The 11,623-nt window shown below is 32.6% G+C and carries 15 protein-coding genes and 5 tRNA genes; 3 read left to right on the top strand and 17 right to left on the bottom strand.

Features of this window, described 5'->3' with window-relative positions; all coding sequences use genetic code 11:
* Positions 1–386: 386 nt before the first annotated feature.
* From MWH25_RS08305 to MWH25_RS08250, 12 genes are all read right to left on the bottom strand, one after another.
* Complete coding sequence (locus tag MWH25_RS08305; protein WP_248627185.1) at positions 387–959, bottom strand: glycerol-3-phosphate responsive antiterminator; 573 nt, start codon at positions 957–959, stop codon at positions 387–389.
* A 35-nt stretch (positions 960–994) separates the two neighbouring features.
* Positions 995–1,300 carry a group II intron maturase-specific domain-containing protein gene (locus MWH25_RS08300; protein ID WP_345947243.1) on the bottom strand — a complete coding sequence of 102 codons (306 nt, stop codon included), beginning with the start codon at positions 1,298–1,300 and terminating at the stop codon, positions 995–997.
* Between the two features lie 106 nt (positions 1,301–1,406).
* A tRNA-Met gene (locus MWH25_RS08295) sits at positions 1,407–1,482 on the bottom strand.
* Positions 1,483–1,600: 118 nt separating this feature from the next.
* Positions 1,601–1,690: transfer RNA gene (locus tag MWH25_RS08290), tRNA-Leu, on the bottom strand.
* 1 nt (position 1,691) lies between these two features.
* Positions 1,692–1,765: transfer RNA gene (locus MWH25_RS08285), tRNA-Cys, on the bottom strand.
* Positions 1,766–2,100: 335 nt separating this feature from the next.
* Positions 2,101–2,176, bottom strand: a tRNA-Glu gene (locus MWH25_RS08280).
* 116 nt (positions 2,177–2,292) lie between these two features.
* A tRNA-Lys gene (locus MWH25_RS08275) sits at positions 2,293–2,368 on the bottom strand.
* Positions 2,369–2,461: 93 nt separating this feature from the next.
* Entirely contained in the window at positions 2,462–3,598 is a 1,137-nt protein-coding gene (locus MWH25_RS08270; RefSeq protein ID WP_248627183.1) for a geranylgeranyl reductase family protein, read from the bottom strand.
* Between the two features lie 159 nt (positions 3,599–3,757).
* Complete coding sequence (locus tag MWH25_RS08265; protein ID WP_248627182.1) at positions 3,758–3,955, bottom strand: hypothetical protein; 198 nt, start codon at positions 3,953–3,955, stop codon at positions 3,758–3,760.
* Between the two features lie 87 nt (positions 3,956–4,042).
* Positions 4,043–4,561, bottom strand: a complete 519-nt coding sequence (locus MWH25_RS08260; RefSeq protein ID WP_345947242.1) for a sigma-70 family RNA polymerase sigma factor — start codon at positions 4,559–4,561, stop codon at positions 4,043–4,045.
* 129 nt (positions 4,562–4,690) lie between these two features.
* A complete protein-coding gene (locus MWH25_RS08255) occupies positions 4,691–5,257 on the bottom strand; it encodes a hypothetical protein (RefSeq protein WP_248627180.1) in 567 nt (188 codons plus the stop codon).
* An 86-nt stretch (positions 5,258–5,343) separates the two neighbouring features.
* Complete coding sequence (locus tag MWH25_RS08250; protein WP_248627179.1) at positions 5,344–5,802, bottom strand: hypothetical protein; 459 nt, start codon at positions 5,800–5,802, stop codon at positions 5,344–5,346.
* 228 nt (positions 5,803–6,030) lie between these two features.
* Between MWH25_RS08250 and MWH25_RS08245 the strand changes: the two genes are divergently transcribed.
* Genes MWH25_RS08245 through MWH25_RS08235 form a run of 3 tightly spaced genes read left to right on the top strand, consistent with a single transcriptional unit; the run spans position 6,031 to position 7,133 of the window.
* Positions 6,031–6,477: a ParM/StbA family protein gene (locus MWH25_RS08245; protein WP_248627178.1), complete on the top strand. Its 447-nt coding sequence runs from the start codon at positions 6,031–6,033 to the stop codon at positions 6,475–6,477.
* Complete coding sequence (locus MWH25_RS08240; RefSeq protein ID WP_248627177.1) at positions 6,467–6,877, top strand: acetate and sugar kinases/Hsc70/actin family protein; 411 nt, start codon at positions 6,467–6,469, stop codon at positions 6,875–6,877. Before MWH25_RS08245 ends, MWH25_RS08240 begins: the two co-directional genes overlap by 11 nt.
* A complete protein-coding gene (locus MWH25_RS08235; protein WP_248627176.1) occupies positions 6,849–7,133 on the top strand; it encodes a hypothetical protein in 285 nt (94 codons plus the stop codon). The genes MWH25_RS08240 and MWH25_RS08235 overlap by 29 nt, the downstream gene beginning before the upstream one ends.
* Before the next feature lie 407 nt (positions 7,134–7,540).
* On the opposite strand, the gene MWH25_RS08230 is transcribed toward MWH25_RS08235, so the two are convergent.
* The 5 genes from MWH25_RS08230 to MWH25_RS08210 all read right to left on the bottom strand — a co-directional run bounded on the left by MWH25_RS08230 (position 7,541) and on the right by MWH25_RS08210 (position 11,584).
* On the bottom strand, positions 7,541–8,575 hold the full coding sequence (locus MWH25_RS08230; RefSeq protein ID WP_248627175.1) for a hypothetical protein: 1,035 nt from the start codon (positions 8,573–8,575) through the stop codon (positions 7,541–7,543).
* Positions 8,576–8,699: 124 nt separating this feature from the next.
* Positions 8,700–9,737: a PorV/PorQ family protein gene (locus MWH25_RS08225; protein ID WP_248627174.1), complete on the bottom strand. Its 1,038-nt coding sequence runs from the start codon at positions 9,735–9,737 to the stop codon at positions 8,700–8,702.
* Between the two features lie 62 nt (positions 9,738–9,799).
* Positions 9,800–10,519 (bottom strand): DUF169 domain-containing protein, encoded by a 720-nt coding sequence (locus tag MWH25_RS08220; RefSeq protein WP_248627173.1) that lies wholly within the window; start codon positions 10,517–10,519, stop codon positions 9,800–9,802.
* A gap of 284 nt (positions 10,520–10,803) precedes the next feature.
* Positions 10,804–11,169 carry a hypothetical protein gene (locus MWH25_RS08215; protein WP_248627172.1) on the bottom strand — a complete coding sequence of 122 codons (366 nt, stop codon included), beginning with the start codon at positions 11,167–11,169 and terminating at the stop codon, positions 10,804–10,806.
* Between the two features lie 34 nt (positions 11,170–11,203).
* Positions 11,204–11,584: an N-acetylmuramoyl-L-alanine amidase gene (locus MWH25_RS08210; protein ID WP_248627171.1), complete on the bottom strand. Its 381-nt coding sequence runs from the start codon at positions 11,582–11,584 to the stop codon at positions 11,204–11,206.
* Positions 11,585–11,623: the final 39 nt, after the last annotated feature.

Raw genomic sequence — 11,623 nt, 5'->3', positions numbered from 1 at the left:
CCCTAGAGAGCAACCAACAGTTTTGATTATTTTTAAATAGTTTTAATCAATTAATTATAAGCTGTTTGGTAGCTCCTCTATTTTTATTTATTCTTATTCTACCTTTATTTTATAGGGCTTATTAACTTATAATAAAGGTGTAACAATAAACAGGTTCCAATAAAAAAAACCTACCTCTCCATTAAGATACACCCTGCCCCTAAATAGAGTCCTAAGCAGATTAGCACCTTAATGGTTAGATAGGGTTTTCTCATATTCTCAATCCCAAAACTAACCAAACTTATTTTTGATTTTTAAATAATTTTAAAAATCTATCTTATTTACATTTTATAACTTAATTTAATACTTGTCAAGGTTAAATATTAAAACATTCAGATAAATATTCATTAATACTCCTTCCCCCATAACCTTTTACTACTTGTTGAAACAGCTAAAATTCCTGAATCTAAAACAAAATCCAACTCCTCTTGAGTTCTAATCAACCCCCCAGCAATAATCGGCTGTTCTAATTTATCACTTAACTCATCAGCTAAATGAGGAAATACCAAACCAGGCAGAACCTCTACTAAATCAGGCTGAGAACTCTTAATAATATTAACCCCACTATCAAAAGCCGAAGAATCAAGAATAAATAGCCTCTGAATAGTAATTAAACCACACTTTTTAGCTTCTTTAATTAAATAACTCTTCGTAGTAACTATACCCTCAATTCCAATTTCCTCTGCTAAATATTTCATTCCATATTTATCCTTGCCAATCCCTTTTACTAAATCAATATGTAAAAAGACAAGCTTATCCAATTCAATAGCAGCTTCAACAATTTTAGGTAAATTAAATATATCTCCTCCTAATATAAAAACAGCAGCTACCTTATCCTTAGGAACTGCCTCTAAATCAGATAAATCTTTAACCGCTGCTATAACAGGTCTTTTTTCTAATATATACTCAAAATATGACATTAATTATCTACTCCTAGATTATTTAGTAATTTGAATTATATCATATCAAACTGATTATTGCAAAAATAACATTCTTCAAGTAATGATTGAAGTCCTTTATCTCTTAGATAACTATTTGAAAGACGATAGTTCTGATGCATTATCGCCTTTTTCTTTTCGATAAACGAACGTATTCTCATTTTTATCCATTCATCTAATCTTCTATATAATTTCTTTATATCCCCTATCTTAAAATAGTTCCCCCAACCCCTCAAGACTGGGTTTAACTCGGCAATTATCATCTCTACAGGAAATGGTCTAGCTCTCCTAGTAATCTTCCATATCCTATTTTTGAACTTTATTATTGCTTTATCTTTAGATCTCTTATATCTGGAATTTTGTTATTTCTGTAATCTACAAAGCACACCAATAAAATAAAAAAACTATTTCCGTTAAGAAATAGTTTAATGGTTGCGGGGGATGGATTCGAACCAACGACCTCCGGGTTATGAGCCCGACGAGCTACCAGTTGCTCTACCCCGCGACAAAAATTCATTTAATATTTTATATCTAATATTGAATAATGAAAAACCTAAAAAATTTAACGAGCTTGATTTTCAACTATTAAATATTCAATATTATTTATTCACTGCTTTTAAAGATGGTGCCGGGGGTCGGACTCGAACCGACACGGGCACGAAAGTCCCATCGGATTTTAAGTCCGATGCGTCTGCCAATTCCGCCACCCCGGCGTGGAGGTGGCACCCAGATTTGAACTGGGGATAGAGGATTTGCAGTCCTCGGCCTTACCACTTGGCTATGCCACCACACTTATTCAGTTAATAGATAATAATTAATAATGAATATAGTTAAGATCTTAAAATCACATTCTTTTAATTTCTTAAATTCCAACTATTCTCTATTCACTATTATCTGATTTAATGGTGCCCTTCCGAGTTTTGAAACTCAAAAACTCTTCGTGGTCGCTCAAGAAAGATAAAACGTAAAGGTACTATCTCTAAATTAAGATTGATTAATAACTTTAAAGATTGGTACCCTTTCGAGTCTTAAAGAACAAGACTCTCCATGGATAGAGAAAATTCATCTCTTTTATTAAATCTTATTGCTTAATATCAATTTAGTAACTTTGATTTAGTTGCATTGGTACCCCCAAGGGGATTCGAACCCCTGTCGCCAGGATGAAAACCTGGTATCCTAGGCCACTAGACGATGGGGGCCTAACTATTTAATATTTAATATCTAATATTGAATAGTTTAAAAACTTAAATTCAAATTCTTTTATGCTTCTGAATTTTAATTATTAAATATTCATTATTCAATATTAAATGCTTTTTGGTAAGCCATGGAGGAGTCGAACCTCCAACACCCTGATTAAAAGTCAGATGCTCTACCAGCTGAGCTAATGACCCTTCAAACTTACAATTATCACTTCCGTCAATTATAAATCATATAATATCTCTGTTAGATTGTCAAGGATTAAAATGAATTTTTTATTTAAAATTTTACTGATTAATTATAGCACTCAAAAATGGAATTTCTGACATAAAGGTTTTGTATAGTTCTTTATAGCTTTTAGCTCCATAGACAGTTTTAACTAACGCCTCTAAAAGCCACTCTCTTTGCCTTGTGAGTTTATGAATTTTATCAGGAGCTATAAAAAAAACTTTACTCAATAGTTTAGATTTCTTAAATTCAGGTACCATTTCCTGATTGATCAATTGGGTATAATCATTTAAAGAAATACCTTCAGCTAATTTATCAATAATCACTTGACTTGCTACTTTACCACTCTTTAATGCATAAAAGATCCCTTCCCCAGATAATGGATCTACCAATCCTGCTGCATCTCCCACTAGCAAACAAGAGTCATTATTAAGTCTTCTTTTAACTCCACCTACAGGTATTAAATGTCCCTTAGCCCTTATTTCCTGATAACCAGCTATCTTCTCACCAACTAAGTACTTTTTCAAACTTTCTTTTAAACTCACCCCAGCTTGATAACTCCCCACACCTACTGATAAACAATCCTGCTTAGGAAAGATCCAACCATAACCTTTAGCTACTACCCCATAATCTAAATTTATTTTACCTCTTTGCTCAGCCAATCGGTCATTAGTAACCTGTAACTCTTTTTCATAAGCCACTGCATGTTCTAAATCTGTAACTAAATTCAATTCATCAGCAACTAAACTATTCACCCCATCTGCACCGACTACAATCCTAGCAGTAAATACTTCAGTTTCTGTCTTAACCTCAACCTTATCTTCAGTTACTACTACATTCTCTACTTCACTATTGGTCATTACTGTCACTCCAGCTTTTTTAGCCCCTTCTACTAAAAAGTTATCTAATTTATCCCTCATTGTCATAAAAACAACAGGATTTTGAAAATTTATTCTTACCGGTTGTTCTAGATTATATGAAAAAATTACTTGATTAATCTTATCTTCAATTATTTCAGTTAAATCAAAGTCAGTTAATAAACTCTTAGCCTTTAAGGTTAAACCACCACCACATGCTTTGTAACGAGGCAGTTCCTCTTTTTCTAATACTAAAACATCTAAACCAGCTTGGGCCAAATTATAAGCAGTAAATGCTCCTGCTGGTCCTGCTCCTACAATTATTACATCAAACTTCATCAATTTCACCTTCCTTCACTTTCATTGAAAAGTCAAACCTAGTTAATACAATGTTTAAAGCCATATATTTATATTCTTTCTCTAATTATTGCAATTTTCCTTTAAAGAATTTAAATAAAATTTTATCGATAATGAAACTTAATATTTTTTCTAAAATATTTATCTATAGAAATATAATTTAATTAAAACCACATCTGTTTTAAAGATGAAACCAATATCATATAGTTGATAACTTTCTAAGCAAGGATTTATTTTTTTGGCTTTCTTTACAAATAGACGTAGGTCCTCTATCAAATGAAGTGAATTAAATCCCTTTAAATCTAAATAACGATTAATCGTTAATATATTATTATCCATCCCTTTCCCTCCTTAAACTCCCATATACTATAATATGCAGCACTATTAATTTTTGTGAATACTAATAAAAAAAGATACTAGAAAAATCTAGTATCCTTCTACAGTAAACTTTTTAGTTAGTTTATTAACGGCCTTTTTTTCGATCCTTGAGACATAGGAGCGAGATATATCCATCTTTTTTGCAATCTCTCGCTGAGTTCTCTTCTTTCCATCTTTCAAACCATATCTTAACTCTAATACTCTCCTTTCTCTAAGATCAAGCTCAGTCAACTTTTCATACAGTTTCTCTTCTTTTAATACCAATTCTACCTCGTCACTGACAATATCAACTGCTGTTCCTAAAATGTCAATTAATCTAATCTGATTTCCTTCCTTGTCAGAGCCAATCGGTTCATGCATCAACTTCTCATTTTTTAGTTTTTTCGTTCTTCTCAGATACATTAATATTTCATTCTCAATACAGCGTGCCGCATAAGTTGCCAATTTAGTATTTTTATCAGGATTAAAACTATCAATTGCTTTAATCAAGCCAATTGAACCAATTGAAATCAGATCCTCAGTGTCTAACTTTGTATTAACTAACTTGGTATTATGACAAAAGACAATCTGCTCTATGTTGAGTTTCTACATTATATATTATATATAAGCAATCTCGGGCCAACACACTTAGACCTATTAAGCACCTTTGGCCCTATTCCTTTAGAAGCCTACTACTGAGATCAGAAGATCTATATCTTAATTATAATTAACCTCTTGAATAATCCAATTACCATTATCATCTACTAAAGTTACAACATAGTCAAATTCTTTGCTATAAGCATCTCCTTCCCACTCTGTGGCAGGATAATATCTAGTAGTAATTAATTGAACTTGTACTGTCTCATTATTCTGCTCTATTATTTCACTCTCCCTAACCACTTCATGAGTAGGAAAAGCTACTTCCCCTTCTCCACCTCTATCAATATCCCTCAACTTTTCAATATATTCTTCTATTTCTTCTTCTGAAACAAATTCACTTAAATTATAATTCAAAACAGAAATTATTTGTTCAAAACTTTCTTCATCTCTTTCTGTTATTCTATCTAAGTTAATCCAACTATTATAAGCACTCTGAAAGGATGAACGTATCTCTAACTCTAATTGATAGGCTAACAAAGATAGATCAAGCTCTTCTAAACCCAATGACCCCTGGTCAACATTATCTTCCTCTATAGGTGCTGGAGCTTCTTCACATCCTGCTACAATAGCTGTCATCAATAACAATATAACCAATAAATGAAGATAGCTACTTCTTATTCTCATAATCAATCTCCTTTCAATTTAAATTAACTTTTACCCCTTCTTCATTATTATGTAATTAAGATACTCTTACATCAGAACAAGAATACTTATTCCTCTAAAAGCCCACTACCATATTTAACAATTATAAAAGCAGTTAAACTCCCTATTATTAAATGAGCAGCTATTTGAGAAAGGGTTGTAATTAAATCATCTGGGTTAATATAGGTAGTCTCTAAGCTCATTACTATACCATAGATAGCTACCCAATAAAATAAACCTACCATTACTCCTTTAAAAATATAATGCTCCTTTCCTGTAAAATATAAAAGATACATAATAATTATACCCATTATAGAAGCCATAAAATAATCGGTAACTGCCCCAGGGATTAGTGAACCTAATGTATTAATCCTATCTTTAGAAATATAAGATGAAGATGCCATATGCCAAGTCGTATATTGAATAATATTAAAAAAATATAAACCAAAAACAAAGATATTTTTAAATATATTAGCTATCATACCAGCCGCAGCTCCAAAAGTAAGTTTATCTTTTAACTCTATCATTTATTAAACACCCCTTCTTAATAGCTATTTTGCTTAATTGCAACCAATATTATACATTATTGGTGCCTGATCAAATAACACAAATATACAGAGCTGTCGGAAGCAAAAGGTCAATAATGGAAAGCCAACAAACCTAAACTCAATCCATGTTAAACAAGTTAAACATCTTTGAGCCATTTTCTTAAATTCTGTTAAACAAGTTTAACTAAATCTAAAGGAGTGATTTTAATGCCAAAAATTATTTCTGTTGACTATGGTCGATCCACAGTTAAAAGCGTAGCTGGCTTTAATCTAAAGGAACAATTGATAATTCCATCGGTAGTATCTTACGACCATCAAATAGTAGATACTAAAGCAGAATCTACTCCAGCAGCTAACTTAGAGAACAATCCATTAAGTTTCTTAAAAGTAAAGATTGGAGAAAGAGAATTAGCAGTAGGTAAGGTAGCCCAAGATGCTGAATATAATCTTGATACTACCAACTATGATGATATCGATGATCAGAAAACTAATGATTTAATCTTAACCTCTATTGCTCTACTGGTTGGGCCAACTACTAGCTATACTAAAATCAATCTAATTACTACCCTCTCTGTTGATCAGTACAATATTAAAAAGGATGACTTTGCTAACAGATTTGAGGACAAGCACTTTAAAATTGAGGTTGAAGAATGAAACTGATAGGATCCCAGGGATGAATAAAGCTTTTAGAAATATACAGTCCAGGTTGATAAAAGAGCATAGTATTAGACCACAGCTCTATAAGGTACAGAAGAATTTAGAGTTGGATAAGGAGTTTAGAAAGAACGGTCAGCCGATAGAGATAACTGATATCTTAAACTCAGAATATGAACAACTAGCTGCCAATACAGTAGGCAATATAAAGAACAAGCTTGATATGTCACTAACTGAAGTAGATAAGTGGCTTATCTGCGGTGGTGGAGCTAACTCTAAAAAACTGTTGGCCCGGCTGTCCAATGAATTGGGAAGGGATTTGGAAATGATCTCTGATCCACGGTTGGCCAATGCTTTGGGAGGGTTGAAAATTGGACAAAGACAATTTAGAGAAAACTAAAGGGATTCGCTTAAAGGGTAAACGGTTGGAATGGTGGGAGAGTACTCCTGGTGCAGCTGATAGGATTAGGGGGTTTATTGATGGTCAACTAGAGCAAGATAGTCATATCAATAAAATAAAAAAAGCTCCTCCTGAACTGTTGGAGGAGTTTAGAAAGTTGATTGAACAATTAAAAAAGCATGGAGGAGTTAATACTAAAACAAATAAAAAGAAAATTAAAGAAGCCGAATCTAAAATAGATACTTTACTAAATTGATTTCAAGAAAATAACTCTAATACAGTCAATCAGAATAAAAAACTAAATTCTAAGAAAAACATTTTTTATCAACCCAATGTTTGTTTCTTCCTTTTTTCTATGTTATAATTTATTAAAGAATGTGGTAACATACTTAAAAAGGAGGGGGAATAATGAAGTTCACTGATAAAATTCTTCATATAATCAGTATAATATTTAGTTACTTGTTTACCTTCTCCCTATTATTTACACTACAAAAACATACAATCGGATTATTAATTAAAGATGTTATAATTTTCAACAACATCTCTTTATATAAATTGATTTTTACCTTCACATCAATACTTCTAATAAATAAATATGTAAAAATATCTTCACCGTATAAAAAGAAACTAAAAAAGTGCTGACAGCACTTTTTTAGTTTCTTTTTAGTTCTCTTTCTGCTGATCCGATTCTTTAAATTCTAATTTTATTTCAGGATCCTTAATTTTTAAACTTTCTTTCTCTCTTTTTAATCTCTTTTTTAACTTTATCGTTTGCCTTTCATTTTCCTTCAAAGAATTAATAAACTTCCTTACTTTCTCAATTAACCCCTCAGTGTTAAGTTTTCCATTCATTATTTTAACATCTAATTCAATTTCTCCTCCTATTACCAACACACCTAAAAAGGTCATCCCCATAATCACTTCAGGTTTTCCAAAAAACTCTATTAATCCAGGCGATTGAACATTTAATTTAATATCAATACTCCGCTTATCTAACTTATGATCAATGCTATCATTAATTATATCTAGACTATCTAGCATACTACCAATAAAACTGTTCAAATCAAAAGCATTAATAGAGTTTGTTTCTTTAACTTCAAAAACTGAATGCAATACTCCATCCTTTTCGAAAAATGAATATATAGTTCTATCAATAAAATGAGAATAATCATTAGCATTAGTTATTGTACAATGAGAATATAAGAGCTTATATAGATAAGGATCAAGTTTTTCTTTTTTTACTGTTTTAAGCCACTTAACTTCCCTTCGTTTCTTAAAAGGACAAGGTGGCTGCTCGCCAAACTCTTCCATGTATTTTTCAAAATCATATTCTTCAACTTCTTCAATATAAATATCATCCTCAACAATCTCTCCAAACGCTATATGTTGATTATTACTTTTACTAGGAACTAAAACAATATCTCCTTTTTTCATTTCAGAAACAAAAGTATATATCTGACTTTTTATAAGACCTGGTCGATTTTCATTTGGGTACAACTCTTCTATTTGTTCTTTAAGTTCATCTTCATTTTCGCATATTAAATCTAAATTGTTCATCTCATTCCAACCAATTGCAATATAGTCCTCAAGATAGAATTCTTGAAAATACTTCCCCGCTTCAGCTCTAACTAGCCAATAATCATTATTAGAACTTAGCTTTGGTACTTTAATTAAACCTTTCAAATCGTTAAAATCCATGATTTACCTCCTTATTCTATTAAATAATTACACATATAATCAATTTTTCCTGCAAAAACCCAAAAAACCCCCAGGGCCAACGCCCTAGGAGCCAATAATATCATCTAATTTCCATTTTAAACTTTTAAATTCCAGCAAATTTATACGTAACTCCAAATTGATGTGTGCTTTCTAAATCTTCTCCTAAAAAGACATAATCAAATCCAAAATCTCCATATTCATAACCTGCACCTAGCGTTAAATTTCCTAGGTAGGATCCTCCTCTAAGATATAATTTCTCCTCTTTAGAATCTAATATCTCTAACTCAGTCATTTCGGTAAGTTCCATCTCTCCACCAAAAGAAATTTGTCTGTCTAATTCATCAGTAAAATCATAGATTGAAACCGCAAATATCAGGGAATCAGTTGGCTGATAAGATAAACTTGGACGTACATTTCTGATATATGATATTTTTTGTCCATATACCTCAAACTCAGTTTCAAAAACATCTTGAATTAAAAGACCCGCTGATAACCGCTCCGTAGGTTGATATAATAAACTTAAATCAACCGCTACACTTGAATCAGAGTCAGAATCTGTATACTTCTCACCGATTAGCTCATTATTTTTAAATATCTTTCCTTCAAATGTTTCCTCCCTACCCATAGTCATATGCCGAATATTAGCTCCTACAGATAATCCACTTAAGTTAAGTTCTTCAGAAAGATCCTTAGCTACAGAAAGTATTAACCAGTCAGTACTCTGTTCTATTTCTAAATCTCCATCAAACTCTATAGTATCATCGCCAGACTCAAATTCTTCATTATAAAGACCATCATAAAGCAATACTCCTTCTCCAATATAACCTAGTCCAAAACTTAAACCTAATTCGTCAAAAGTTCTCGCTGTACCAATAAAGTCATCATAGTTAATTTTATCACGGTTATTCAATGTTCTAGTATACGTAGCCGCTTCATAACCTTCTATATTCGTTAATCCTGCTGGATTCCAGTAAATAGCATTAACATCATCAGCTACCGAAACGAAAGCCCCTCCCATTCCTAAAGGTCTAGCTCCTACACAAGCATAGGTAGTATTACTTAAAAATGCAATACTCATAATTAATAAAAATAATGTAATAAAATACTTCTTCAATAGCATCCCTCCAATCATTTCTAACATTTGCTTACCTCTTAACAATTATTTTTCTTGTAACTTATTCACCCATAAAATATAGTAATCTTTTAAATCCTCTCTTTAATATCTGCCCAAGTTTCTTTAGTTAAAAAGCTATTCTCAACTACATCCTCTAATTCTAAAAATCGTTGATAAGACAGACTAAAAGAAAGTAAATCTTGAGCAATAAATTTCCGAGCTGAAGGATCTGTCAATCCAATTAACCCTTTAGGTTCTTCACTAAGTCCTTGATTCAAAACTTCTATAATAGTACTGTGACAACCAGCTCCAAAAAAGATAGTCGTATTATCCTTAGTAGGTCGGTCAAAGTTAGACAAGGTAACTAATCCTGAAAGCTGATCAGCATTTACTAGAAAGACCACTGCCTTTGGTTCTTCATTAACCTCCACCTTTGACAAAGGCTTAAAGACTACATATTCTGTAGAAACAAAAATATCAGGTAAGCTTTTAATGAACTCACGAGCATACTCAGGAGTCTTTTTATAAAACTCACCCTCACGTTCACATTTCTCTCCATCAGAAAGAAAATGTTCAATCTCACCTAATTCATAATCTTTAAAACCTAAACCCTTGGCCCCGCCAACGCAGCCACAAGTCTTTTCATCAAAAGCTGCTGTCTTTCCTTTGCTAGCTTGGCTCAGTAATGAAATAACACAGCCCCATCTTCCTTCTTTAAATTGAATAGCATCTTCAGGTTTTTGGTCACTCCACAGTATTGCCACAGGTTCTCGTTTTAACTTAATTGCTTCAGCGATCTTACTTTTCATTATGTTCTTCCTCCTTCGACTCTTTTATTTTAGAGCAGGAAATAAATTCCTTAACTTACTATTTAACTTCTAGATTTATCCTTAAATTCATTTTTTATAAAACAAAAAACTCCCAGGGCAACACCCTAGGAGCTAATATTATCATTTGAATCCCACTCTCGATCCAATCCTTTCTCTTCTCTTAAATCTCCAACAACCTCCTGACCAAAATTATCTTTCTGCTCCAACTCAATCTCAAACTCTACATCTTCAAGATGCTCAGGAGCCTGATCCTGTTGGCCCTTTCAATCAATAAACTCAATCCTATCTGCCAACCTACGTTCATATACCCCTGCTTTCTCTACCCAATCACTCCCAACAGCTTGATTAATCTCTCGAATTAAAGCATCGATAACCGAACTTATAAAATTCTTGATAATAAACTTCTTAATCCGTCCAAAACGACCTTGACCCTCAATATGCTTCATAACCTTATCCATTACATACTTCTTCTTAACCCTGCCATCATCCCATTCTTTCTCTGCTTCTTCAATAGACTCAAAGATAATATCCCAAGTCTCTCCCCAGAGATTATTAGCAGTTGACTGTAAAAAAGATTTAACCAATGAAGCAATAAAGCCTAATAAGATATTCTTAACTGCAATTAACACTATAATCACTCTCCTAAAGTTAGTTTCAAACCTATTAAACTGCTTGAATGAAAAAATCCCAGGGGAACATTGGCCCTAGGCAATTCTTGTGATGCTTTTCTATTTTTTCTGCACCCCATCTACTTTTAATCCCCTTCGTTAGATGAATCAATGATGAAATCTGTTCTGGAGTCGGCGGATGTTTAGTGAAATCTCCAGTAAGGCAAATCCCTATATAATTCTGATTTCTACCTCTAGCATGAGTTCCAGCACTTTCAAAGTTTCTAGCTGGCTCTATATCACCGTTGGCCCGGATTACAAAATGATAACCTACTCCCTTCCAACCCTTTTCTCGATGCCAGCGATCAATTTTATTAGCACTTACATCAGGACTGGCTGAATGATGAACTACTATTCCTTTCCAGATAGCAATCACCTCCTTCCAAACTAAAAAACACCCTCATCAGGTGCTTGT

The sequence above is a fragment of the Natroniella acetigena genome (assembly GCF_023227745.1).
Classification (GTDB): Bacteria; Bacillota; Halanaerobiia; order Halobacteroidales; family Halobacteroidaceae; genus Natroniella; species Natroniella acetigena.
The sequence above is the reverse complement of the archived record's forward strand: the minus strand, read 5'-3'. Positions and strand labels throughout refer to the sequence as shown.